19 protein-coding genes are annotated in these 23618 nt (G+C 69.7%); 9 read left to right on the plus strand and 10 right to left on the minus strand.

Features of this window, described 5'->3' with window-relative positions; genetic code table 11:
• Positions 1-3 precede the first annotated feature (3 nt).
• From TSH20_RS00640 to TSH20_RS00675, 8 genes are all read left to right on the plus strand, one after another.
• Positions 4-3183: a non-ribosomal peptide synthetase gene (locus TSH20_RS00640; protein WP_158281930.1), complete on the plus strand. Its 3180-nt coding sequence runs from the start codon at positions 4-6 to the stop codon at positions 3181-3183.
• Entirely contained in the window at positions 3180-4829 is a 1650-nt protein-coding gene (locus tag TSH20_RS00645) for a cyclic peptide export ABC transporter (protein ID WP_109072893.1), read from the plus strand. Before TSH20_RS00640 ends, TSH20_RS00645 begins: the two co-directional genes overlap by 4 nt.
• Positions 4830-4919: 90 nt before the next feature.
• A complete protein-coding gene (locus tag TSH20_RS00650; protein WP_109072894.1) occupies positions 4920-6008 on the plus strand; it encodes a GNAT family N-acetyltransferase in 1089 nt (362 codons plus the stop codon).
• Between the two features lie 3 nt (positions 6009-6011).
• Positions 6012-7349 carry a lysine N(6)-hydroxylase/L-ornithine N(5)-oxygenase family protein gene (locus TSH20_RS00655; RefSeq protein WP_109072895.1) on the plus strand — a complete coding sequence of 446 codons (1338 nt, stop codon included), beginning with the start codon at positions 6012-6014 and terminating at the stop codon, positions 7347-7349.
• 19 nt (positions 7350-7368) lie between these two features.
• Positions 7369-9591, plus strand: a complete 2223-nt coding sequence (locus TSH20_RS00660; RefSeq protein WP_158281931.1) for a TonB-dependent siderophore receptor — start codon at positions 7369-7371, stop codon at positions 9589-9591.
• Positions 9588-9929: a hypothetical protein gene (locus TSH20_RS00665; protein ID WP_109072897.1), complete on the plus strand. Its 342-nt coding sequence runs from the start codon at positions 9588-9590 to the stop codon at positions 9927-9929. Before TSH20_RS00660 ends, TSH20_RS00665 begins: the two co-directional genes overlap by 4 nt.
• On the plus strand, positions 9926-11500 hold the full coding sequence (locus TSH20_RS00670) for a PepSY-associated TM helix domain-containing protein (protein WP_109072898.1): 1575 nt from the start codon (positions 9926-9928) through the stop codon (positions 11498-11500). The genes TSH20_RS00665 and TSH20_RS00670 overlap by 4 nt, the downstream gene beginning before the upstream one ends.
• Positions 11493-11801, plus strand: coding sequence for a DUF3325 domain-containing protein (locus TSH20_RS00675; RefSeq protein WP_109072899.1), 309 nt, complete (start codon positions 11493-11495; stop codon positions 11799-11801). The genes TSH20_RS00670 and TSH20_RS00675 overlap by 8 nt, the downstream gene beginning before the upstream one ends.
• 119 nt (positions 11802-11920) lie before the next feature.
• On the opposite strand, the gene TSH20_RS36065 is transcribed toward TSH20_RS00675, so the two are convergent.
• From TSH20_RS36065 to TSH20_RS00715, 8 genes are all read right to left on the minus strand, one after another.
• A complete protein-coding gene (locus TSH20_RS36065; RefSeq protein ID WP_256379208.1) occupies positions 11921-12052 on the minus strand; it encodes a hypothetical protein in 132 nt (43 codons plus the stop codon).
• The gene (locus tag TSH20_RS00685) at positions 12049-12750 is read right to left on the minus strand and encodes a uridylate kinase (RefSeq protein WP_247871386.1); all 702 of its coding nucleotides are present in this window, start codon (positions 12748-12750) and stop codon (positions 12049-12051) included. Before TSH20_RS00685 ends, TSH20_RS36065 begins: the two co-directional genes overlap by 4 nt.
• Positions 12751-12754: 4 nt before the next feature.
• Positions 12755-13270 (minus strand): dihydroneopterin aldolase, encoded by a 516-nt coding sequence (locus TSH20_RS00690; RefSeq protein ID WP_109072900.1) that lies wholly within the window; start codon positions 13268-13270, stop codon positions 12755-12757.
• A 177-nt stretch (positions 13271-13447) separates the two neighbouring features.
• Positions 13448-14467 carry a GlxA family transcriptional regulator gene (locus TSH20_RS00695; protein ID WP_109072901.1) on the minus strand — a complete coding sequence of 340 codons (1020 nt, stop codon included), beginning with the start codon at positions 14465-14467 and terminating at the stop codon, positions 13448-13450.
• Between the two features lie 647 nt (positions 14468-15114).
• Positions 15115-16494 (minus strand): aspartate aminotransferase family protein, encoded by a 1380-nt coding sequence (locus TSH20_RS00700; protein ID WP_109072902.1) that lies wholly within the window; start codon positions 16492-16494, stop codon positions 15115-15117.
• Between the two features lie 27 nt (positions 16495-16521).
• Positions 16522-17763 carry an FAD-binding oxidoreductase gene (locus tag TSH20_RS00705; protein WP_109072903.1) on the minus strand — a complete coding sequence of 414 codons (1242 nt, stop codon included), beginning with the start codon at positions 17761-17763 and terminating at the stop codon, positions 16522-16524.
• Positions 17760-18590: a phosphonoacetaldehyde hydrolase gene (gene phnX, locus TSH20_RS00710; RefSeq protein WP_109072904.1), complete on the minus strand. Its 831-nt coding sequence runs from the start codon at positions 18588-18590 to the stop codon at positions 17760-17762. The genes TSH20_RS00705 and phnX overlap by 4 nt, the downstream gene beginning before the upstream one ends.
• A 29-nt stretch (positions 18591-18619) precedes the next feature.
• Positions 18620-19738, minus strand: coding sequence for a 2-aminoethylphosphonate--pyruvate transaminase (locus TSH20_RS00715; RefSeq protein WP_109072905.1), 1119 nt, complete (start codon positions 19736-19738; stop codon positions 18620-18622).
• Between the two features lie 105 nt (positions 19739-19843).
• Here TSH20_RS00715 and TSH20_RS00720 point away from each other — a divergent pair, with 105 nt between their 5' ends.
• Positions 19844-20812: a LysR substrate-binding domain-containing protein gene (locus tag TSH20_RS00720; RefSeq protein WP_109072906.1), complete on the plus strand. Its 969-nt coding sequence runs from the start codon at positions 19844-19846 to the stop codon at positions 20810-20812.
• Here the strand turns inward: TSH20_RS00720 and TSH20_RS00725 are convergent.
• The gene (locus tag TSH20_RS00725) at positions 20730-22466 is read right to left on the minus strand and encodes a putative 2-aminoethylphosphonate ABC transporter permease subunit (protein ID WP_109072907.1); all 1737 of its coding nucleotides are present in this window, start codon (positions 22464-22466) and stop codon (positions 20730-20732) included. The two genes, TSH20_RS00720 and TSH20_RS00725, sit on opposite strands and share 83 nt — an antisense overlap.
• Positions 22463-23548, minus strand: coding sequence for a putative 2-aminoethylphosphonate ABC transporter ATP-binding protein (locus tag TSH20_RS00730; protein WP_109072908.1), 1086 nt, complete (start codon positions 23546-23548; stop codon positions 22463-22465). Before TSH20_RS00730 ends, TSH20_RS00725 begins: the two co-directional genes overlap by 4 nt.
• Positions 23549-23618 lie beyond the last annotated feature (70 nt).

The following is a 23618-nucleotide window of genomic DNA, read 5'->3' on the forward strand; positions in this document are numbered from 1 at the left end:
CGCATGAACGAGGCTGCTCCGCTGTCGTTGGCGCAGGAGCGTTTGTGGCTGCTCCACCGCCTGGATCCGACGGATGCCGCCTATAACCTGACGCGCGCCTTCCGTCTGGACGGCGCCCTGGACGCGGCGGCGCTGGAGCGGGCACTGGAAGCGCTGGCCTGGAGGCACGCCATCCTGCGGACGCGGTTCGAGGAGCGGGACGGGGCGCCGCAACAGGTGGTGCTGTCCCGTCCGACCCTGCGGCTGACGCGGGAAGCCGTTCAGCCCGACGACGCTGCGCTGGCGGAGCGCATCCGCGAGGAGACGCGGCGGCCATTCGACCTGTCCGCCGGCCCGCCGATCCGCGCGACGCTGCTGCCAGGGGCCGGCGGAGGGGCCGTGCTGCTGCTGGCGATGCACCACATCCTGTCGGATGGTCCGTCAAACCCGATCCTGGCGCGCGACCTGATGACCGCATACGTCGCCGCCCTGGCGGATCCGGAAGCCGACCCGGCGGCGCTGCTTCCCCCGCTGACCCTGCAATATGCCGATCATGCGCGGGCACAGCGTGGCGAGGTGGCGCTGGCGCGCATCGAACGGGCGGTCGAACGGGCCGTCAGGCGGCTCGGCACCGGCATCCCGGCCCTGGAACTGCCGACCGACCGGCCGCGCCCGAGCGTTCGCGGCAGTGCCGGGGCGCGGGTCGAGTTCTCCTTGCCGGATGAGACGGTTTCCGCACTGCGCGCCCTGGCACGGGCGGAAGCCTGCACACCCTTCATCCCGCTGCTGGCGGCGTGGCAGGCCCTGCTCGGCCGCTGGTCCGGGCAGGATGATTTCGCCGTCGGCGTGCCGGACGCCGGACGGAACGACGAGGAGCTGGAACCGCTGGTCGGCTTCTTCGTCGAAACCCAGCTCTTCCGTGCCCGCCTGACGCCCGGCCTGACCGGCCGCGCGCTCTGCCGGCGGCTGCGCGGCGAGGCGCTGGCGGCGCTGAGCGATGGCGCCGTCCCCATCGAGCGCCTGCTGGAGCGGTTCGATCCGGTGCGCGACGGCAGCCGGACGCCTCTGTTCCAGACCCTGCTGAACCTGCGGATGGACGCCCCCGCCGCCTTGCGGCTGCCGGGCCTGACCGTGACGCCGCTTCCGGTGCCGGAGACCACCGCCAAACTGGACGTGGCGCTCGACGTTGCCGTGGGGGAGGCGAGGGCGCTCTGCGCGATCGACTATGCCACCGACCTGTTCGACGCCGCGACGGCCGAGCGTCTGGCTGCCGGCTTCCGTGCCTTGCTGGCCGGAATGCTGGTCGATCCGGAGGCTGAGCTGGCCGACCTGCCGCTGATGGCGCCGGTGGCGCGGGCGGAGGAGTTGACGCGCTGGAACGACACCGTCCTGGCGCTGGATCCGGCGGAGGATCTCGTGGCGATGGTGGAACGCACCGCCGCCGATCTGCCGGACTGCGCCACCCTGGTCTGCGGCGAAACCACGTTGACTTACCGCGCGTTGAACGCACGGGCCAACCGCCTCGCCCGCTGGCTCGCCGCCCGCGGGGTCGGTGCCGACAGTCTGGTGGCGGTGGCGCTGCCGCGCGGGGTCGATCTGCCGGTCGCGCTGCTGGCGATCCAGAAGGCGGGCGGCGCCTATCTGCCGCTCGATCCCGACCAGCCGGCGGCGCGCAATGCCCACATCCTGGCCCATGCCCGGCCGGTGCTGGTGATCGACGCGCCGCTTGCGGGGTTCGCCGCCGGATACGAGGAATTGGCGGACGGCAATCCCGGCCGCCCGGTGCATCCGCGCCAACTCGCCTACACGCTCTACACCTCGGGATCGACCGGCGTGCCGAAGGGCGTGCAGATCGACCGGCAGGCCTTCGCCAGTTTCCTCCATGCCATGCAGGCGCAGATCGGCCTCGCCGCCGACGACCGGCTGCTGGCGGTGACGACGCTGGGCTTCGACATCGCCGGGCTGGAGCTGTTCCTGCCGCTGATCGCCGGTGCCCGCATCATCCTCGCCACGCGCGAGCAGGCCCACGATCCGCAAGCGCTCGCCGGGCTGATCGAACGCCACGGCATCACCGTCCTGCAGGCGACGCCGGCGACTTGGCGCATGCTGCTGGACGCCACCGAGCGTTCGTGGCCGGGCCTGCGCGCGGTGTGCGGCGGCGAGGCGTTGGGCGTCGGTCTGGCCCGTCGCCTGCTGGAGCGCGGCGTGCGGCTGCTGAATGTCTACGGCCCGACCGAAACAACCGTCTGGTCCGCCGCCTGGCCGGTGGAGCGGGCCGGGGATGGCGACGGCACGGTTCCCATCGGCCATGCCGTCGCCAACAACCGCCTTCACATCCTGGACAATCGGCTGGAGCCGGTACCAAGCGGCGTCGCCGGCGACTTGTGGATCGGCGGGCTGGGACTGGCGCGCGGGTATGGCGGGCAACCGGGCCTGACCGCGGCCTGCTTTATGCCGAACCCGTTCCCCGAGGACGGCGCACCCGGCGCCGGTGCCGGCAGCCGCCTCTACCGCACCGGCGACCGCGCCCGGCGGCGCGCCGACGGTGCCATAGAATTCCTGGGCCGCCGCGACCATCAGATGAAGATCCGCGGCTTCCGCATCGAGGCGGCGGAGGTGGAAGCGGCGCTCGACAGCCATCCGCAGGTGCGCCACTCCGTGGTCGCCGCCCACATGCCGGCCACGGGCGATGCGCTGCTCTGCGCCTATCTGGTGACGACCGACGGGAGCGAGCCGCCGGACCTGCATGCCCATCTCGCCGCCCGCCTTCCGGCCTACATGCTGCCGTCGGTCTGCATGGTGCTGGACCGGCTGCCGTTGAACGCCAACGGCAAAATCGACCGCAAGGCCCTGCCGCCGCCCGATGCGCCGGCCGCCTCCGTCGGGTTCGAGCCGCCGGCGACCGACACCGAGGTACGGCTGGTTGCGCTGTGGGAGGAGGTGCTGGAACGGCCAGGGCTCGGCGTCGCCGACGATTTCTTCCGGCTGGGCGGGCATTCCCTGCGGCTGGTCCGGCTGCAGACGCGCATCCGCGGCGCCTTCGGGCTCGACCTGCCGCTGGCCGAGCTGTTCCGCGCCCCGACCATCCGCGCCATGGCCACCGTGATCGACTCCCGCGGCAGCCGGGACGAGGCGGACGACCTCGCCTTCATGGCCGGCCTGCTGGCCGGCGACGGCACGGCCGAGCCGGGCGGTGTGTCATGACCCTGCTGTTCTCTCTTTTGCGCCGCTTCCGCTGGCCCATGCCGCTGGCGCTGGCGCTGGGCGCCGCCGGAGCGCTGGCCGGTTTGTGGGTGATCGCGCTGGTCAACCGGCTGATCGCCGGCAGCGCTGCGCCCGACGCGCCGACCTTCGCGGTGATCGCCGTGCTGCTGGCGGCGGTGTTCGGCTTCGGCTTCGGCGCGCAGGCGATCCTGACGGCGCTCGGCCACCGGGTGGTGTGCGAGATGCGCACGGCGACGGTGAAGCGGCTGCTCGACACCGATGTGGAGCGGCTGGAGACCATCGGCGCTCCGGCGCTCTATGCCACCCTGACCAAGGACATTGCCACGGTCGGCCAAGCTTTCAACCGGTTGCCCTTCGTCTTCTGCAACGGCGTGCTGGTGCTGGGTGGCTTCCTCTATCTCGGCTGGCTGTCCTGGCAACTCTTCCTGCTCAGCGCCGCGGTGATCGGGCTTGGGGTGGGGGTGGCCTATGGCTGGGTGTCGGCGATGCGCCGGCTGATGGTCGAGGTGCGCGAAACCGACGACCGCCTGCTCGCCGGCTATCGCGGCGCGATCGAAGGCCGCAACGAGCTGGCGCTGAACACGGTGCGCAAGCGCGTCTTCCACCGCCACGACGTGGCGGCGGCGGCGGAGCATGCCCGCGACACCGAGACCCGCGCCGACCGCTATTGGGTGCTGAGCCTGAGCTGGACCGCCCTGGTCATCCTCGGCCTGATCGCCGGCATCTTTGCCGCCGGCGAGGCACTGGACCTGCCGCGGCCGCACACCGCCGGTTTCGTGCTGGTGCTGATGTTCCTGCGCATGCCGCTGAACGATCTGGTCGGCACGCTGCCGATCCTGCTGTCCGGCAAGGTGGCGCTGGCGAAGGTCGAGGCGTTGCGCCTGGAAGCGCACCGCCCGGACTTCGACCGCCCGGAGCGGGCCTGCGTGGCGCTTCCCGCCAAGGGGCCGCTGCTCAGCCTGTCCGGCGTCGTCTACGACCATCCGGCCCAGGGCGACGAGCCCGGCTTCCACCTCGGCCCGGTCGAACTGACGGTCGAGGCGGGGGAGACGCTGTTCATCGTCGGCGGCAACGGCGGCGGCAAGTCGACCCTGCTGACCCTGCTGGCCGGACTGCGCCGGCCGGCTGCCGGCACCATCCGGCTCGGTGGGCTGGAGGTGACCGAGGAGCGTCGCGGCTGGCATCGCGAGCAGATCAGCGCCGTCTTCTCCACCCCCCACCTGTTCGACCGGCTGGTCGGCCCCGACGGCCGGCTGGACGAGGAGCTTGCCCAGACGTTCCTGCGCCGGCTGCGGATGGACCGCAAGGTGGCGCTGGCCGGCGACCGCCTCTCCGACATCCGGCTGTCGCAGGGACAGCGCAAGCGCATCGCCCTGCTGGCCGCGGTGGTGGAGGAACGGCCGATCCTGCTGCTCGACGAATGGGCGGCCGACCAGGACCCGCTGTTCCGCCGCTTCTTCTACGAGGAGCTGCTGCCGGAACTCAAACGCGGCGGCCGCACCATCATCGCCGTCAGCCACGACGACCGCTTCTTCCATCTCGCCGACCGGGTGCTGCGCTGCGATGCCGGGGTGCTGTCGCCCTGGAGCGAGGTCCCGGTCCAGCCGGCGCATGCGGCGCAATGACCGCCGGGCGGCCGTCGGCCGAAACCCCCATCCCTTTCCCAAATGCCTGTCGCCGCGCCTCGCGCGGCCGGCCATGAGGAGGCGCCTTCGATGACCGCCGATTCCGACACCCTGACCGCGTCCGGCGGTGTTCCGTTGCCCTGCCGTGCGCTCGGCCGCACGCTCCGCACCCTGTGGGAGGGTGCCGACCTGACCGTCCGGCTGGATGGCGAGGTGCGGCAGCGCTGGCGGCTGTCCGGCGGGGCCGGGGCGGCCGAGCTGACCCTGGTGGAGGATGCCGTGCCGGCGGCGGACGGCGACGACCTCCGCCGTCTGGCAGCATTCGCCGCGCTCGACGCGGCCTTCATCCGCGCCGACGACCCCGCGACTTTGCGGCTGACCGCCCCCGACCGTCTCGCCGAGGCGCTGCGTCTGGACGGCGTCGTGGTGGAGGATGGCGGCACCCAGCTGGCGATGGCCGGTGCCCTGTACCAGCGGCCCGACCTGTGGCTCCTGGGCGCCGGATCGGGCGGATATCCCCAGTCGCACATCGTCTCGAACGGCCGCTACCACCCGCGCCGGCCGCCCAAGCCGCAGGGCACGCTCTACGCCCGCCACATCCCCTGGCTGGAGCAGACGCTGTCCTTCCGGGTCGCCAACATCGGCATGGATCTGGAGCGTTTCCATCGCTGGCAGAACGACCCGCGTGTCGCCGTCTTCTGGCAGGAGGAGGGCGATCCGGCCAAGCACCGCGCCTATCTGGAGGCGCAGCTCGCCGATCCCCACAGCATCCCGCTGATCGCCAGCTTGGACGGTGCGCCCTTCGGCTATTTCGAAGTCTATTGGGCCAAGGAAAACCGGATCGGCGCCTTCTACGACGCGCAGGATTACGACCGCGGCTGGCATGTGCTGATCGGCGAGGAGCATGTACGTGGACGGGCCTATGTCAGCGCGTGGCTGCCGTCGCTGGTGCATTTCATGTTCCTGGACGACCCGCGCACCCAGCGCATCGTCGGTGAGCCGCGGGCGGACCATCACCAGCAGATCCGCAATCTCGACCGCTCCGGCTTCGCCAAGGTCAAGGAGTTCGACTTCCCGCACAAGCGGGCGATGCTGGTCATGCTGCTGCGCGAGCGCTATTTCGCCGACCGTCTGTGGGTGCCGCGCGCCGACCCGGCCACGACGAAGCAGGGGGGCTGAGCGATGCATGGCATCCCCTCCCTCATCGGCGACGGTGGACGTGTTCTGGACCTCGTCGGCGTCGGCTTCGGCCCGTCCAATCTGGCCCTGGCGGTGGCGTTGCGCGAGGGGGGTGCCGGTCTGGCCTGCCGCTTCCTGGAAAAGCGCGAAACCTTCGTCTGGCACGGCAACATGCTGCTGGACGGCAGCCGGATGCAGATCTCGTTCCTGAAGGATCTGGTGTCGCTGCGCGACCCGACCAGCCGCTACAGCTTCCTCAGCTACCTGCACGGTCAAGGCCGGCTGCAGGACTTCATCAACCTGCGAACCTTCTATCCCAGCCGGCGCGAGTTCAACGACTATCTTGCGTGGGTCGCCGCCGATTTCGACGATCTCTGCGACTACGGGCTGGAGGCGACGGCGATCGAGCCGGCGCGGGTGGGAGAGGCGGTGCCGCATGTCCGCGTTCATGCCCGTGACCGCGCCGGCCGCGAGCGGAGCTGGCTTGCCCGCAACGTGGTGATCGGGGCCGGGGCGACGCCGCGGATTCCCGACGCCTTCGACGGCCTCGTGCGCAGAGGTGCCGGGGCCGGGGGCGGTCCGCTCGTGATCCATTCCAACGATTATCTGTCCGCCGCGGAGGAGCTGGCGCGGGCCGGCCGGGTCGCGGTGGTCGGGCTGGGGCAGAGCGCGGCCGAGATTTTCCTAGACCTGCATGGGCGGGGCGTCGCGATGGACATCATCGGGCGCGGACCGGCGATGCGGCCGGCCGACAGCAGCCCCTTCGCCAATCAGGTCTTCGACGCCGGCTATACCAACTACCTTTACGGCCTTCCCCCGGCCGAGCGTGCCGACCTGCTGCGCGCCTTCCACAACACCAACTATGCCGTCGTCGACCCGGAACTCATCGATGCGGTCTACGGCATCTTCTACCAGCAGAAGGTGGAGGGGGGCGCGCGCCACGCGATGCTGACCCGGCACGAGGTGGTGGCGGCCCGCCGCGCCAGTAACGGCGATCCGTTGCTCGACCTCGCCAGTCTGGACGGCGGCGGGCGCCATGAACGGCGCTATGGCGCCGTGGTGCTGGCCACCGGCTATCGCCGCCGCATCCACGAGGAGTTGCTGCAGCCGATGGGGCCCTGGCTGGCCGGCGGGGAGGTCGGGCGCGACTACCGCCTGCCGACCGTCCCCGGCTGCACCGCCGGCCTGTATCTGCAGGGCTGCTGCGAGGCGACGCACGGCCTCAGCGACACCCTGCTCTCGATCCTGCCGATCCGCGCGCAGGAAATCGCCACGGCTCTGACGGCGGATGCCGACCGGGGCCACGGCCAACAAATCCGCACAACGACATCAGCACAGTGACGAATGGGGGAATTTCGGAATGAAGACCATTGGGCAGCCCGGACGCCGTTGGGGAAATAACAGGGGGCGCGTCCGTCTGCTGGGGTCGGTCGCGGCGGCAGCCCTGCTGCTGCCGGCCGTCGCACTGGCCCAAAATGCAGTCCAGAATCCGGCGCAAAACACCGGCAATGCCTCGTCCGAGACGATGACGCTGCCGACGATCGACGTCAGCGCCGACCGCCAGCGCGATGCCAACCCGCCGACCACGGTCGGCTCCAAGCTGCCGCTCGCCCCGCGCGAGGTGCCGCAGACCGTCACCACGGTGCCGCGTGAACGCATCGAGGAACAGAAGCTCATCACGCTGGAAGACGCCATGCGGCAGACGCCCGGCGTCACGGTGGAACCGATCGACGGCAACCGCCTGAACTTCTATTCGCGCGGCTTCGAGATCACCAACCTGCAGTTCGACGGCGTGCCGACGACGCTGGACGACCGCATCTTCGCCTCGCCCGATCTGGCGATGTATGAGCGGGTCGAGGTGCTGAAGGGGCCGGCCGGGCTGCTGAACGGCATGGGCGGGCCGGGCGGTGCGGTCAATCTGGTCCGCAAGACCCCGAAGAAGACGCTGGAAGGCTATGGCGAGCTGACCGCCGGTTCCTACGCCAACTATCGCGGCGAGGGCGACATCACCGGTCCGCTGAACGAGTCCGGCAGCCTGCGCGGGCGCTTCGTCGGCGCCTATCAGGACCGCAACGCCTTCCAGGACTGGACGGAGCAGCGCCGCGGCCTCGCCTATGGCAGTATCGCCGCCGACCTGACGCCCGACACCACCCTGACGGCCGGCGCGTGGTACCAGCGCATGAGCTACCAGGGCGCCTGGAACCTGCCGGCCTATGCGTCAGTGGTGGGCGGGCGGCCGCAGCTGCGTCTGCTCGACGTCGACCGCTCGACCTCGCTGGGCGAGAAGTGGAACGAGGACGTCTTCACCACCAAGGGCGGCTTCGCCGACCTGGAGCACCGGTTCGACAATGGCTGGGCGGTGAAGCTGACCACCCATTACATCGACAACGAGATGGACCGGAAGATGGCCTATGCCTACGCGCCGGTCACGCCGGGGGTGAACCGGACGACGCTGTTTGCACAAAAGCTGCGCTACGATCAGGAGCAGCTGGGCGCCGACCTGTCGGCCACCGGCAATTTCGGGCTGTTCGGCCTGACCCACGAGGTGGCCGTCGGCGCGAATTACGAGCGGACGACCTTCCGCCACCGCGCGGCCAATCCGGTCGGCAGCTGGTCGGTGACGCAGAACATCTTCTCGCCCGACGCCTCGGCGGCAGAGCCGGCCTGGCGGGACTGGCAGAAGGACACCAAGACCACCACCGACAGCTGGGGCACCTACGGCGTCCTGCGCCTGAAGCTGGCCGACCCGCTTAAGCTGATCGTCGGCGGGCGGATGAACTGGTGGCAGACCAAGGTCGATGCCGACGCCCTGGCCGGTACCGCGGAAAGCAGCGCGTCCGTCCGCGGCAAGGTCACGCCCTATGCCGGCCTCGTCTATGACGTCAACTCCACCTACGCCCTCTACACCAGCGTCTCCCAGGTGTACGAGCCGCAATCCTACGTCGATGCGTCCGGCAAGGTGCTGGAGCCGTTGAAGGGGCGGCAGTATGAGGCCGGCATCAAGGCCGATTACTTCGGCGGTCGCCTGCACGCCACCGCCTCCGTCTTCCACATCGAGGAGGAGAACCGGCCGCAGTCCGACCCGCGCTTCCCCAACCAGTCCATCTATGTCTCCGGCGGCAAGGCGCAGAGCCGCGGTTTCGAACTGGATGTCTCCGGCGAGATCCTGCCGGGCTGGGACGTCTATGCCGGCTACACCTTCACCCGTGCCAAGAGCCTGGACAGCAGCGCCAACGCGGCGAGCGCCTTCACCGCCATCGCGCCGATGCATCAGGTGAAGCTGTGGACCAACTACCGTCTGCCCGAGACCATTGACGACCGGCTGAGCGTCGGCGGCGGCGTCACCGCCCAGAGCTCGATGTACAACGAGTTCCCGTCGCTGAACTACGCCCGCCTGACCCAGGGCGGCTTTGCGACGGTGGACGCCCGCGTCGCCTATGACGTGACGGAGAAGGTGACGGCGGCGGTCAACGTCAAGAACCTGTTCGACCGCAGCTATTACCAGCGCGTCGGCACGCCGCAGTCGGGCAACATCTACGGTGAGCCGCGCACCGTGCTGCTGACCCTGCGGGCGAAGCTGTGACGGAGGCGAAGGCCCTGCGGCAGCGGACCCTTGCCGGCAATGGTCCGAAGCGGAGGCCATCGCGCCTCCGCACCGCCGCGCGGGTGACGGCGGCGGTCTTCGGCGCCTATGGCTTCGCCTGGGGCATCGCCGCCTTCGGGGCGGAACTCGGGACGCTGGCCGGCATGGCCCCGGCCGAGGCGGTGACCGCGGCCAGCCTGCTCGCCCTCCTTGTCCTGCCGGCGGTGTCGCTGTGGGCCTTCGCGGTGCCGCGGGCCGGCGTCGGCTGGGCGGTGCTGGGCGGCGGAGCGGTCGTGATGATCACCGTGTCGCGGTTTGTCGGGATCACGGCGCCATGACGGCGGGAAAGCGCAAGCTGATCAGCCCGGCGCTGCGCGCCGCGATGCTGTGGCCGCACACCTGGGCGGGGGTGACGCTCGGCGGGCTGCTGATGCTGGTCTTCTTCATGGGCTCGCTGGCGGTCTTCGCCTCCGAGATCGACCGCTGGATGATGCCGGACTCCCGGATCGGTGCGGTGGAGGCGCCGGAAGCGGCGATCTCCCTTGACCGGACGGTGGTGCCGCTGGTGGAGCGGCTCGCCGCCGGACGGGCTGTCCGCGACTGGTATGTGCAGCTGCCGGACGAGCGGCGCCCGGTGATGGCCCTGCGGGTGCGCACGGAAAGCGGCGCTGCCGGCGGCATGGCGACCGCCGGCGGCAGGCTGCTGCCGCCGGTGGGAACGCTGGGCGCCAGTTCCTTCTTCTACCCGCTCCATTACAGCCTGCACCTGCGGGCGGGATTCGTCGGCTACTGGATCGTGTCCTTCGCGTCGGTGGCGATGCTGGCCGGGCTGATCTCCGGCGTCATCATCCATGCGCGGATCTTCAAGGACTTCTTCACCTTTCGCAGCTGGGGCCAGCTTCGCCGCTCGCTGCTCGACCTGCACAACCTGACCGGGGTGCTGGTGCTGCCCTTCCATTTGATGATTACTTTCACCGGGATCGTCATCATCCTGCCGATCGTGCTGCCGGCAGGCGTCCAGGCGCTCTATGGCGGGGACGTGCAGCGCTTCTATGATGACGTGCTCGGCAACTATAGCCGGCCGCGCGCCGGCACCCCGGCGCCGGCGGCACCGCTCGACCCGATGCTGGCCGAGGCGAGGCGACTGTGGGGCGGCGGTGAGGCCGCAGTGGTCTTCGTCTACAATGCGGGCGATGCCGCATCGGTGGTCCGCATCAACCGCGACACCGGCGACCGCATCAGCCTGGATGTCCAGCCGGTCTTCTTCGACGGCGTGACCGGCGCGCTGCTGAAGTACCAGCGGCCGGGACCGATGGTGGCGGCGCACCGGGTGATGTCGGGGCTGCACTTCGCCGCCTTCGAGCATTGGCCGCTGCGCTGGCTCTATTTCCTGTTCGGCTTGACCGGCTGCGTGCTGATCGGCACCGGCATGCTGCACTGGATGGAGAAACGGCGCGTCATCCATGGCCTGCCCGGCGTGGGCTGGCGCAGCGTCGCCGCTCTGACCTGCGGCACCACCACCGGGCTGCTGATCGCCACGCTGGCGATGATGGCGGCCAACCGCCTGTTGCCGTCCGGAGTGCCGTCACGCGAGCTGGTGGAGGTCGGCGTCTTCTTCCTGACCTGGATCGCCAGCGCCGTTCACGCCGCGCTCCGCACCAAGCAGGATCCGCCCTGGAGCAGCCAGTGCGCCGCCGTCGCCCTGCTGGCCGCGGCCTGCGTGGTGCTGAACTGGATCACCACCGGGGAGCATCCCGTCCGGGCGGCGGCGGCCGGCGACTGGGCGGTGGTCGGCGTCGACGCGGTGCTGGCGCTGACGGCGGCCGGTGCCTGGAGCGTTTCCAGGCGTCTGGCCCGGCGTGCGCGGCCCGAGGCGTCCACCCTGTCGAGGCTGACCGACCATGCCTGATGTCCTGTCCTTCCCAGCGATCTTCGGCCTCTGCTACCTCGCCTTCGGGGTGCTTGCCCTGACGGTGGAGCGGCATTGGCGCGATCTGGTCGGTTCCCCGCGGGTCCTGCCGCGGCGGACGGTTCGTCGCCTGCGCTGTGCCGCGGCGCTGTGCATGGCGGCGGCCCTGTCTGCCGCGGTGCACTGGGACGGCGCCGGCTTCGGCATCCTGCTCTGGGTGCTGGCGCTGACCGCGGGTGCGCTCGCCGTCAGCGCCACGGTCACATGGCTGTGCAGGCCGGCACGCGGCCGGACGCGGTGACGCTTCCGACGACGCCGGCAACCCTGTCCGGGTCGATCACGTCGCCTCGTGCGCCGCCCCGGCACAGGGCGCCGCGAAATCCCGGAAAGGGGCGATCACCAGATCCTCCCCGCTGCGGGTCACGCCGAAGGGGTGATGTGCGGGGTGCCGCCGGCGCCCATCAGGTCGAGCGTCTCCTTGATATAATGGTCGGATCCGGTCAGCGCCCAGGCCGACCTCGGCGGAGCGGAAGCAGGGGATGATTCGGTCATACCCGCAGGCCCGGCAGAAGTTCCGCCTCGGGGTTGCGCAGCAGGCCGCAGCCGGGATTCGCGCGGCCGGCAAGCGCCTCTTCCATCAGGCTGTGGTTGTCGCGATGGATGCACCAGCTCTCGCCGGAAAAGCGCGCGCGCCAGTGCGGAAAGGCCGCGTCGACCAGCCCGTCGCGCGCCAGCGACGCCGCATCGGTCGCCGCGCAGGGGCAGGGTCCCGACTTGACCAGCACCAGCGCCGCCGCGTCCAGCTCCACCGCCAGCCATGCCGCGAGACTGTCGGAGGTGACGTCCCAGCTTTCGGCGATCTCCGGCCGGTCCAGCACCATGGCGGACGGCAGCCACACCGCCGGCATCCGTGCCCGGATCAGCGACCGCAGCCGCTCGTGCGTCGCCGCCGTCTGCAGCGCCGGGCAGATGCCGTGCAGCATCAGCCCGAATTGTTCCATCGCCAGCAGGGCCATGCGATGGGCGAGGCGATCGTCGAAGCGCCAATTGTCCTGGGCATCGCGGACGGCATCGGCGAACGGACCGCCACCCGGCACGATGACCAGAGGGTGGAGATGGCCGGGACGGGCGATCAGGTCCAACCAGGTTCCCAACCGGTGCCAGTCCGACAGGCTGCCGCCGATCTTGATCACCCAGGGCCGCGCCGCGGCGTCTGGCGATCCGTCTTCTGGCGATGTGTTGGCCGTCATCGGATCAGATCCGCCGGTCGGCCAAGCGGTCGGCCATGACCATCAGGCGATGTGACGCCGGCAGGGACGACGCCGACATCTGGTCGCGCGTCCGCTCCAGCCTGATGCCCGGAACCGCGACCCCGTCGTAAATGTCCAGCTTCGCCACCGACACGCGGGCCGACTGCACCTGTTCGTGGGCCAGACACATGCGGGCGATCTTCTCCGCCAGCATCTCGACCAGATTGGTGTGCTCGTCCATCAGGATCCGTTTCAACCCGGACAGCAGATCATCGTAGGACAGCACATCGCCGATATCGTCGGAGAACTGGGCTCCGTCCTGGCGCACCTGCAGCAGAAGATCGATGCGCACCCGCTGAGGCGCGCCGCGCTCGTAATCGAAGACGCCGATCCGGCAGGGCAGGACGACATTCTCCAAAAACAACTCGTAGAGGCCGGCCGGGATGGAGGACAGCCGGGCATCGGCCGTGGCCGTGGCCGCGCCGCGCGCGCATTGAGCGGAAAGGATCGTTTCGAGCATCGGTGCCGTCCTCCTGGCAGTTGTCCGGCGGGGCCTGGCGCGGATCGGATGTGTGGCAGGCCGTTTTGTACCTTATCGGCGACCGGAGGAGGGCATGTGTTCGAATGCGACACCGAATTGAGGATTCCCGCCGCCCGCCTGATTTCCCGGAGTTGAGCCTGCTCCGCACCTGCCGCATCAGGTCAGGCCGGCGAACTCGTGCGCGGCGGCAAGCGGGCTGTGCCGCTGGCTCTGGCGGTCGCTGCGCGGGGCGATGCCGAAGTGATCGCGGTAGCATTTGCTGAAGTGGGTGGCGGAAATGAAGCCGCAGCTGATCGACACCTCCATCACCGACATGCGGGTCTGGCACAGCAGCTGCCGCGCCCGCTTCATCCGGAGGCCGAGATAGTATTTCGCCGGCGAGCAGTTCATGTATTTGCGGAACAGCCGCTCCAGATTCCGGCGGGACTGGCCCAGCTCCGCGGCGAGCGTCAGCAGGTCCAGCGGTTCCTCGATGTTGGCCTGCATCACCGCCACGGCGGCGTTGAGATCTTCGTGATCCAGCACCGGATTGACATGTAGTTCTTCCTGCTGGCGGATGCTGCCGGCCCGGATCTTGGTGTGGAGAAGCTGCTCGGCGATGTCCATCGCCAGCTTCTCGCCATGCCGGGCGGCGATCAGGTGCAGCATCATGTCGGTGGCTGCGGTGCCGCCCGCGCAGGTGAAGCGGTTGCGGTCGATGGTGAACAGCTCCCCCGTCGCCTCGATTTCCGGGAAGGTCTCGGCGAAGCCGGCCATGTTCTCCCAATGGATGGTGCAGCGGTAGCCGTTCATCAGGCCGGCCCGGGCCAGGATATGGCTGGCCGTGCACAGGGCGCCGAAGGCGATCCCCTGGGCGGCCGAACGCCGCATCCAAGAGAACACCGCCCGATCCTCATACCAGTGGCCTCCGATGCCGCTGCACACCATCACGGTGGACAGCTGTGGGGCGTCGGCGATGGCGTGGTCGACGCAGATCCGGATGCCATTGCTGGCCCGCTCGACACCGCCAGTCGGGGAGAGCAGCACCCAGCGATACAGCTCCTTGCCGCTGATGTGGTTGGCAAGGCGGAGAGGCTCCACCGCCGCGGTGAAGGCGATCATGGAGAAATCGGGAACCAGGAGAAAGCCGATCGTATCGACCTTGGAACCGTCGGACTGCTGTTCAATGCACTTCATTGTCCCGTGCCCCTCTTCCGCTTTCCTGTTCGTATCGTGGGTCGCGAATGGTCGGCGAACACGCTGTTTACCCATGGCCTTGATTGCTTCGGCGGCCACGTTCGGATGGGCGTGGGATCGATCCCTTTCCGCGCCATCAAACTTTTATGACAAGCAGCCTACGCAGGTTGCGGCCCCGTGACATTGAACAAAGCGGACATAATTCTTGAAGAAGCACGACGTTGATCGAGTTAGGATTGTTTTTGGTGCCAATCATCCGTATGTGCGAACGATAATATCATCCGGCGAGGTAATCCCGCATGTCCCAAACGGATGATCCTGGATGAACTTTGGACCCGGACCTTATGAAAGGGCGCCGTCAAGTTGGCGTTGGACGGGTTGTCGGAGCGAGCGACGTCTGGATATGGAGCGGCCTGACGACCCTCACCAACCGCCACAGCCGTCCGGCCTCCGACTGCCATACCGCCCGAGCCCAAGCCCTCGCCATCTGGGCCGAGGTCGTAGGCGCGCAGCTGGTTGCCGCGTGATCGCCCGATCCCGGACGTCCATGGGCAATCGGTGCCATCGATAATCGTCAGGATCAACAAGTTGAGGGTGCCATCGCGAGACCGACACCAAGGGGGTGATCCGCCACTTCACCTATGTGGTCAGCAAGTGAAGCCCCCCGCTGTGGAAATCGCCTGGGCGACAACCGCCAATGCCTGCTCCAGATCGGCCTTGGCAATGGTCAGCGGTGGGGACAGCGTCAGCACGGTGGCCTGCGAGATCTTCAGGCTGACACCGGCCGCGAGCGCCGCGTAGAAGGTCGCCTCCGCCCGGTCGGCCGCGCTGCGGCCGTCATGGTCGGCCAGTTCCACCCCGATCAGCAGCCCGGCTCCGCGGATGTCGGCGATGCCGGGCAGCGCTGCGGTCAACTCGTGCAGACGATCCAGCGCGAAGGCACCAAGGTTTGCGGCGCGCTCCGCCAGCCCCTCGTCTCGGATGATGTCCAGGGTGGTCAGGCCGGCGCGGGCGAGCAGCGGATTCTTTTCGTGGGTGTAGTGGCCGAGCGCCCGGTCGGCGGCCACGTCCAGCCCGGGGCGGGCGATCACCGCAGCCAGCGGCAGCATGGCGCCGCCCAGCGCCTTGCCCAGCACCAGGATGTCCGGCTGCGCGCCGAACGGCTCGTGGCTGAACAGGCTGCCGGTCTTGCCGAGGCCGGTCGGGATTTCGTCGAAGATCAAGAGGGCGCCGGTCGCGTCGCAGGCCCGCCGCACCTCCGCCCAGAATCCCGGCGGCGGCACATAGGGCACGGCGCGCACCGGCTCCGCCACCACGGCGGCGACGTCGCCCTCCTTTTCCAGCACATAGCGCAGCATCCGCGCACAGGTCATCCGGCAGATGCCAAGGTCCGGGCCTCCGCCGGGCGCCGGGTCGAAGCCGTAGGGACAGCGGGCGCAGGCGAAGGGTGCCACATGCTCGGTCCCCGGCAGCAGCGGTCCTATTCCATGGGAGCGGAACAGCGCCTCGCCGCCGACGCCGGATGCACCGAAGCCGGCGCCGTGGAAGGCGTCCCAGAAGGAGACGGTCTTGAAGCGGCCGGTGGCGACGCGGGCCAGTTTCAGCGCGATCTCGATCCCTTCAGACCCTCCCGGCGCGAACAGCACGCGGCTGCCGGGGCCGGTCGGGGCGACTGCCGCCAGGCGTTCCGCCAACTCGGCCGCCGGTTCACACGCGAAACGGCGCGGAGCGAAGCTAAGCTCGTCCATCTGCGTCTTGAGCGCCGCCACCAGCCGGGGGTGGGCGTAGCCGATGTGATGGACGCTGTTGCCGTGGAAATCCATGAAGCGGCGGCCGTCCATGTCCTCGATCCAGATGCCCTCGGCCTTGCGGATCGCCGACAGGCAGGGGGTGGACAGGGACTGTCTCAGGAAGGCGGCGGCATCGCGCTCCACCAGTGCGCGGGAGCGGGGGCCGAGGGCGTCCGCAATCCAGCGTTCGCGCCGCGGCCCGAGGTTGATGTCGCCTTCGGAACGGTCGGCCGGCATCGCGTCATCCTTCTGTAAATCGGCCTTTCAGCCGGTGATCTTGCCGGTGCGTGCGGCGGCGCAGGCGTCGTGCAGCGCCGGTGAAAAGGGGTCGACCCCGCCGAAACGGCCGGGCGCGAAGGGGGACAGGTCCACCGACCCCGGCTTGGCCAGGACGGATGCCGCCACGGCCCGGCCGATGCCGCCCGACGCGGCGATGCCGGCGCCGCAACAGCCGGTGGCCATGAAGAGCCCCGGCACCTCCAGGACCGGCCCCAGCACGAACCGGCCATCGGCGGTGTAGGTGGACAGGCCGGAAACATAGTGGGCGATGCCGGCTTGCAGCAGTGGCGGACAGAGTCGCGCCAGCGCCTGCCAGCCCTCCTCCAGCGTCTCCCAGCCGCCGTCGGCGTCGGCAAGGTCCAGTCCGGCCGTGTCGGCGGGAAGCCGGGCCGGATCGAAGGCCAGCGACCGCCGTCCGCGCAACCCGAACAGCAGAGCGCCCAGTTCCGGCCGGGCATAGGCGCCGGCATCGGGCATGACCAGGGCGGGAAGATCGCGGGGGAACAGGTCGGGGCGCTGGCCGGTGATCCAATATTGGCTGCGCACCGGCGCCTGCGGCAGCCCCACTCCGGCGGTCCAGGCCAGCCCGGCCGCCCAGGCGCCCGCGGCATTGACCACCGTCGGGGCCGAGATGACGCCATGGTCGGTGTCGATGCCCACCACCCGTCCACCCTCCACCCGGATCGCCTGGACCGACGGGCCGGTCATGATCCGCACGCCGGCGCGGCGGGCCGACCGGCGGTAGGCATCGGCCAGCCGGACCGGATCGATGAAGCCGTCCAGCGGCATGAAGGCGGCGCGTTCAACGGCTTCCGCCGACAGGCAGGGCGCGAGGCGGGCGGCGCCGTCGCCGTCCAGCCAGTCGGTCGGGTCGGTGATGTCGGCGACGAGAGTGCGCAGGGCCTCGACACGCGCAGGGCTGGCGGCCACATGCAGGGTGCCGACCCGCCGCAGCCCGAGATCCTCGTCCAGTTCCTCTTCCAGGCTGGTGATGGCGGCATAGGTGTCCCGCACCAGTACCGCCGTCGCCGCATCGCCGCGGGCGCGGGTCAGCAGGGCGGCGGCCCGCGCCGTCGCCTGGGTCGCCGGCGGATGACGATCGACCACCAGAACCGACCGGGCGGCAGGACCCAGTTCTTGCCCCAGCGCCCAGGCGACCGCCAGCCCCAGGACGCCGGCGCCGACCACCACGATTTCCGAGCGGTCGATAACGGAACCGGCCGTCACGGCTTCTCGCCGCGTGCCAGCCGGGCCTCGATGGCGTCGAGCAGCGGCAACGCCTCGGCCAGCGACCGGACAACGTAATGGGCGCCGGCCCGCGCCAGCCGATCGGATGCGGTGGCATGCAGCGCATCGCGCCGTTCGGGCGACAGGGCCTGCCAGTCGGCAAGCGGCAGGCCGACCTCGTTGCCGGTATCGGCCACCGCGATGGTCCACATGCCGGCGTTCAGCCCCTCTTCGACATCGACGATGGTGTCGCCGATCTTCACGCAGGCTTCCACCGGCGAGACCGACAGTTCGACCACGCAGCGCAAAGCCATCGCCGGACCGGGCCGGCCGGTCGGCGTCTCCCCGGCGCAGACGGTGATGTCGGGTTCATATCCCAGCGCCGCCGCCACGCGCTGTACCACCTCCATCACCGGGCGGGGGTAGCCGGTGGTCGAGCCGATCTTCAGCCCGCGCGCCCGCATGGCGGCAACCGTCTCCGCCGCACCGGGAATCACATCGGAATGCCGCTCCACCACCTCAACCTGCAGTGGCAGGAAGGTTTCGTAAAGCTGGTCGACATCGGCGTCGGTCGGGGCGGCGCCATGGACGGCGGTCCAGGCGTCGGTCACCGGCGCCATGCGGGTGATCGCCTGGATGTGATGCCATTTGGCCATCCCCATGGGGGCACGGGCCTGCTCCAGCGTGATGGTGACGCCGGAACGGCGGAAGGCCTCCATGAAGGCGCCGGCCGGGGCGAGGCAGCCATGGTCCACCGTGGTTCCGGCCCAGTCGAGGATGACCGCCTGGAGCGGCCCGGTGTAGCGGCGCGAATAGACGAAGCTCATCGGATTTGGCTTTCGAACGGAAGGAGCGGTCAGGGAGTGCCGGAAGCGACGCCCATCTCCGACAGGGTGGCGCGGATGGCGGCGAGGGCGGCGGTCATCTCTTCCGTCCCAAGCCGGCCGATGCAGCCGATGCGGAAGCTGTCGGCCACCGTCAGCTTGCCGGGATAGATGACAAAGCCGCGCTCGCGCAGCCGGTCGTAGAAATCGGCGAAGACGAAGGCCGGATCGGCCGGCATGCGGAAGGTGACGATGATCGGAGCCTGGAGGTGGTCCGGCAGAAGGGTTTCGAATCCCAGTGCCCGCATGCCCTCGATCAGGATGGCGGCGTTGGCGCGGTAGCGGGCGCCACGGCCCGGGACGCCGCCTTCCGCCTCATGCTCGTCCAGCGCCTGGGCGAAGGCGGCGACCACATGGGTAGGCGGGGTGAAGCGCCACTGCGCGTTCGCCTCGAAGCCGCGCCACTGGTCGCGCAGGTCGAGCGACAGGGAATGGGCATTGCCCTTGGCAGCCTCCAGCGCGTCGCGGCGGGCGATGACGAAGCCCATGCCCGGCACCCCCTCCAGGCATTTGTTGGAGGATGCGGCGACCGCGACGGCGCCCAGCGCCACCATGTCCAGGGAAAGCGCGCCGAAAGCGCTCATGGCGTCGATCAGCAGAGCGCGCCCGCGGGACCGGGTGACTTCGGCCACCGCCTCGATCGGGTTGAGGATGCCGGAGGTGGTTTCGCAGTGGACGATGGCGACATGGGTGATCGCCGGATCGGCATCCAGCGCCTCGGCCAGCGCGGCGGGCGACACCGGCAGATCCTCCGCCGTCTCCAGCGCCGTGACGGGTCGGCCGGCCACCTGGGCGATCCGCACCATGCGGGTGCCGTAGGCGCCGTTGACCAACACCAGCAGCCGGCCGGCGCGCGGCACCAGCGTGCCGATCATCGCCTCGACCGCGAAGGTGCCGGAGCCCTGGACGGGCACCGCGACATGGCTATCGGCACTGCCGCCCGCCAGACGCACCAGCCGATCGCGGATGGCGGCGTTGAGGCCGATGAAGCGGCTGTCACGCGAGCCCCAGTCGCGCAGCATCGCCTGCTTGACGGTGGCGGAGGTGGTCAGCGGACCCGGAGTCAGCAGATAGGGCACAGTGTCGGACATCAGGGACAATCCCGAAGGGAAGAAGAGGACCGTGACGGACGGAATGGCCCCATGACGCCGGTTCGCCTATTATAAAGCCAATCCATTCGGCCTATGAGTCCATAGATGAAATCAATGAACTTCGCCCAGCTTCGCGCCTTCCACGCGGTGGCGACGGAGGGGGGATTCACCAAGGCGGCACGTCTGCTGAACGTGACGCAGCCGACCTGTTCGCAGGAGGTGAAGGCGCTGGAGGAGACCTATGGCGTCACCCTGTTCGACCGCAGCAACCGTCAGGTGGCGCTGACCGAGGTCGGAACGGCGCTGTTCGCCGTCACCCGCCGCCTGTTCGCGGCGGAGCAGGAGGCGATGGAACTGCTGGCCGGGGTGCGGCATCTGGATGGCGGCACGCTGGCGGTGGGAGCGGACGGGCCGTTCCATGCGGTGCCGCTGATCGCCCGCTTCACCCGTTGCCATCCGGGGCCGACGGTGACGCTGGCGGTCGGCAATTCCCGCAGCATGCTGGAAGGGCTGATGGAAACGCGCATCGACGTGGCGGTGCTGGCCGACGTGCCGGGGGATTCGCGACTTTATGTGCTGCCGCTGCGGCGCGATCCGGTGCGGGCGCTGGTGCCGAAGGCGCATCCGCTGGCGCGGCGCCGGGCGGTGGCGCTGACCGACTTGGCAACGGAGCGGCTGGTGCTGCGGGAACCGGGATCGATGACCCGCCGGCTGATCGAACGGGCGCTGGCGGCGGCGGAGGTCACGCCCGCCGCCGTCATCGAGATTCAGAGTCGCGAGGCGGTGGTGGAGGCGGTGGCGGCGGGGCTTGGCATCGGCTTCACCTCCGCCGCCGAATTCACCGGCGACGGCCGGCTGGTCCTGCTGCCGATCGCCGGTGCCGAAGTCGAGATGGACGAATATGTGGTCTGCCTGCGCGAACGCCGCCGGCTGGCGGTGGTGCGGGCTTTCCTGGATCTGGCGCGGGAGGTCGCGGCCGATGCCGGCGGGCTCAGCGGCGCCGCCATGCCTGGGTCCGCGCCTGCAACGCCCGCGACAGCAGGGCATGCAGCGCCCGCACCGCGGCGGAGGTGAGCACGATCATCATCGCCATGGCGGCGGCCCCCGCCACCTCGCCGGCGTCGTCCATGTTCAGCACGGCGACCGAGGCCGGCTTGGTTTCCGGGGAATAGAGGAAGACCACCGCCGACACCGTGGTCATGGCGTTGACGAAGAAGTAGATGGCGATGTCGAGGATGGCCGGCAGGCACAAGGGCACCGTTACCCGCAGGAAGGTCGACCACACCGGCACCTTCAGACTGGCCGACACCGCTTCGAATTCGGCATCCAGTTGCTTCAGGGCGGTAACGGCGGTCAGATGGCTGACGGTGTAGAAATGCGCCACCGTCGCCAGCACCAGGATCGACATGCCGTGGTAGAGCCAGCCCAGCGGGTTCCACGGCGCGTTGAAGAAGAAGACGTAGGCCAGCCCCAGGACCATGCCAGGCACCGCCAGCGGCAGGATCGCCATCAGCCGGACCGTTCCCTTCATCGCCGCGCGTCCGGGTGCCCGCTCCACCAGCCAGGCGCCGGTGAAGACGATGGCGGTGCCGGCCAGCGCGGTCCAAAAGGCCAGGGTCAGGCTGTTGGCGTAGCTGCTCCAGCCTGCCGCGTCGAACTGGGCGAAGTCGTAGTTCGCCAGCGTCGGCGTCAGGTTATAGGGCCAGAAGGTGACGATGGAGGCGAAGCCCGCCACACCGAGCAGGCCCAGCAGCAGGCCGCCGACCAGCGTGCAGAACAGCAAGGCCAGCCGGTCACCGACCGGGCTGACCCGCGGCTGGAACGGCACCGAGCGGGCGGACAGCAGCGCCATCTGCCGGCGCTGACCCACCCAGTCGGCGACGAAGGCCAGCACAGCCGGCAGAAGCAGAACGATGCCGACCACCGCTCCCATGCCGAAATTCTGCAGGCCCACCACCTGCTTGTAGACGTCGGTCGCCAGCATGTTGGTGGAGCCGCCGATCACCTTGGGCACGCCGAAATCGGTGACCACCAGCGTGAACACCACGAAGACCGCGGAGATCAGGCCATAGCGCACGCCGGGAAGGGTGATGGTGGCGAAGCGTTTCCAGGCGCCGGCGCCCAGCGCCTCCGCCGCCTCGTAGAGCCGGGCGTCGGAGGTCGACAGCGCCACGGTCAGGATCATCACCGCATGCGGGAAGGTGTAGAAGACCTCCCCCATCACGATGCCGATGGGGCCATAGATGCTCTCCCCCATCAGCAGGCCGCGCAGGATGCCCTTGTTGCCGAACAGATAGACGAGCGCGATGGCCGGCAGCAGCGACGGCGCCAGCAGCGGGATCTGCGCCAGCAGCCGGAACAGCCCCTTGCCCGCCATATGGGTGCGGGTCAGGCAGAAGGCGTAGAGGAAGGCCAGCGCCACCGTGATGACTGTGGTCAGCAGCGACAGCGTCAGGGTGTTGGCCACCGACCGCAACAGCGTCGGCGCCTCCAGGAAGGCGGCGAAGTTGGCGAGGCCGACGAAAGCGCCGTCGCGGTCATAGACGCTGCGCAGGAAAACCGCACACAGCGGCAGCAGGACGAACAACGCCAGGAACAGCGCGATTCCGCCCATTCCCATCCCGAAAAGCCAACGTTCGCCCGGCTCCACCGGCCGGCCGGATTGGCGGCCGAATTGGCGAAGGGTGAAGAAGGCCGGCTTTGCCGTCGCAGCTTTGACGAGGCTCATCGCACGGCCTCGAACACGCGCAGCCGCTCGCGCGGCAGGGTCACCGCCAGCCGGCGGCCGGACTCCAGCGACATGTCGCGGACCAAATTGGCCGACAGGTCGGCGGTGACGCGGGCCTCGCCCAACCCGTCGGCGGCCAGCCGGGCGCGGTGGAAGGGGCCGAGGAATTCCAGGCTTTCGATCACCGCCTCCAGCGTGTTGGCGCCGCCGGCCGCGCGCACCTGCACGTCCTCCGGCCGCAGGCAGACGGTGACGGCGGCACCGGGGGCTGCAGACGCCAGATCGTCGCCGTCGCACTGGAAGCCGCACTCGAAACCATGGTCGCCCAGCCGCACCCGCCCCGGCGCCTCCAGCACGCCGGGCAAGAAGTTCATCGCTCCGACGAAATCGGCGACGAAGGGGCTGGCCGGCCGGCGATAGACCTCGTCGGGCGCGCCGACCTGTTCGATCACGCCGTTGTTCATCACGACGATGCGGTCGGCCATGGTCAGCGCCTCCTCCTGGTCGTGGGTGACCATGATGGTGGTGATGCCCAGCCGGCGGTGCAGCTCGCGGATCTGGCGGCGCAGGTGCAGCCGCACCCGCGCGTCCAAGGCCGACAACGGCTCGTCCAGCAGAAGCAGGCCGGGGGAAGGCGCCAGCGCGCGGGCCAACGCCACCCGCTGCTGCTGGCCGCCCGAAAGCTGCGCCGGGTATTTCGGTCCGGCGTCGGGCAGGCCGACCAGTGCCAGCAGTTCTTCCACCCGCGCCCGTTCGGCGGCCCGGCCCAGCTTCAGGCCGTAGGCGACATTCCTGTGCACGGTCAGGTTCGGGAACAGCGCATAGGACTGGAAGACGATGCCGTAATCGCGCGCCGACGGCGGCAGGCGCGACACGTCGCGGTCGCCCAGCCACACCGCTCCGCTGCTCTGCGGGTCGAGCCCGGCGATCACCCGCAAAAGCGTGGTCTTGCCACAGCCGGACGGCCCGAGGAAGCAGATGAACTCACCGCGCCGGATGTCGAGCGATACGCCCTTCAACGCGGTAAAGGTCCCGAAATTCTTGACGATGGAGTCCAGGCGGAGAAGGGGCTCGGCGGTCATTGGCGGACTGTCCCGGCGGAAAACGAAAAGAACGGGCGGGCACCCGCGGCACCCGCCCGTCGGCTCGACC

It is taken from the genome of Azospirillum sp. TSH20 (genome assembly GCF_003115935.1).
Taxonomy (GTDB): domain Bacteria; phylum Pseudomonadota; class Alphaproteobacteria; order Azospirillales; family Azospirillaceae; genus Azospirillum.

What these genes read in the sequence shown, in the direction of transcription:
- TSH20_RS00640 (WP_158281930.1), top strand. Translation starts at nt 4, where the DNA reads ATGAACGAGGCTGCTCCGCTGTCGTTGGCGCAGGAGCGTTTGTGGCTG.
- TSH20_RS00645 (WP_109072893.1), top strand. Translation starts at nt 3,180, where the DNA reads ATGACCCTGCTGTTCTCTCTTTTGCGCCGCTTCCGCTGGCCCATGCCG.
- TSH20_RS00650 (WP_109072894.1), top strand. Translation starts at nt 4,920, where the DNA reads ATGACCGCCGATTCCGACACCCTGACCGCGTCCGGCGGTGTTCCGTTG.
- TSH20_RS00655 (WP_109072895.1), top strand. Translation starts at nt 6,012, where the DNA reads ATGCATGGCATCCCCTCCCTCATCGGCGACGGTGGACGTGTTCTGGAC.
- TSH20_RS00660 (WP_158281931.1), top strand. Translation starts at nt 7,369, where the DNA reads ATGAAGACCATTGGGCAGCCCGGACGCCGTTGGGGAAATAACAGGGGG.
- TSH20_RS00670 (WP_109072898.1), top strand. Translation starts at nt 9,926, where the DNA reads ATGACGGCGGGAAAGCGCAAGCTGATCAGCCCGGCGCTGCGCGCCGCG.
- TSH20_RS00675 (WP_109072899.1), top strand. Translation starts at nt 11,493, where the DNA reads ATGCCTGATGTCCTGTCCTTCCCAGCGATCTTCGGCCTCTGCTACCTC.
- TSH20_RS36065 (WP_256379208.1), bottom strand. Translation starts at nt 12,052, where the DNA reads ATGACCGAATCATCCCCTGCTTCCGCTCCGCCGAGGTCGGCCTGGGCG.
- TSH20_RS00685 (WP_247871386.1), bottom strand. Translation starts at nt 12,750, where the DNA reads ATGACGGCCAACACATCGCCAGAAGACGGATCGCCAGACGCCGCGGCG.
- TSH20_RS00690 (WP_109072900.1), bottom strand. Translation starts at nt 13,270, where the DNA reads ATGCTCGAAACGATCCTTTCCGCTCAATGCGCGCGCGGCGCGGCCACG.
- TSH20_RS00695 (WP_109072901.1), bottom strand. Translation starts at nt 14,467, where the DNA reads ATGAAGTGCATTGAACAGCAGTCCGACGGTTCCAAGGTCGATACGATC.
- TSH20_RS00700 (WP_109072902.1), bottom strand. Translation starts at nt 16,494, where the DNA reads ATGCCGGCCGACCGTTCCGAAGGCGACATCAACCTCGGGCCGCGGCGC.
- phnX (WP_109072904.1), bottom strand. Translation starts at nt 18,590, where the DNA reads ATGAGCTTCGTCTATTCGCGCCGCTACACCGGGCCGCTCCAGGCGGTC.
- TSH20_RS00715 (WP_109072905.1), bottom strand. Translation starts at nt 19,738, where the DNA reads ATGTCCGACACTGTGCCCTATCTGCTGACTCCGGGTCCGCTGACCACC.
- TSH20_RS00720 (WP_109072906.1), top strand. Translation starts at nt 19,844, where the DNA reads ATGAAATCAATGAACTTCGCCCAGCTTCGCGCCTTCCACGCGGTGGCG.
- TSH20_RS00725 (WP_109072907.1), bottom strand. Translation starts at nt 22,466, where the DNA reads ATGAGCCTCGTCAAAGCTGCGACGGCAAAGCCGGCCTTCTTCACCCTT.
- TSH20_RS00730 (WP_109072908.1), bottom strand. Translation starts at nt 23,548, where the DNA reads ATGACCGCCGAGCCCCTTCTCCGCCTGGACTCCATCGTCAAGAATTTC.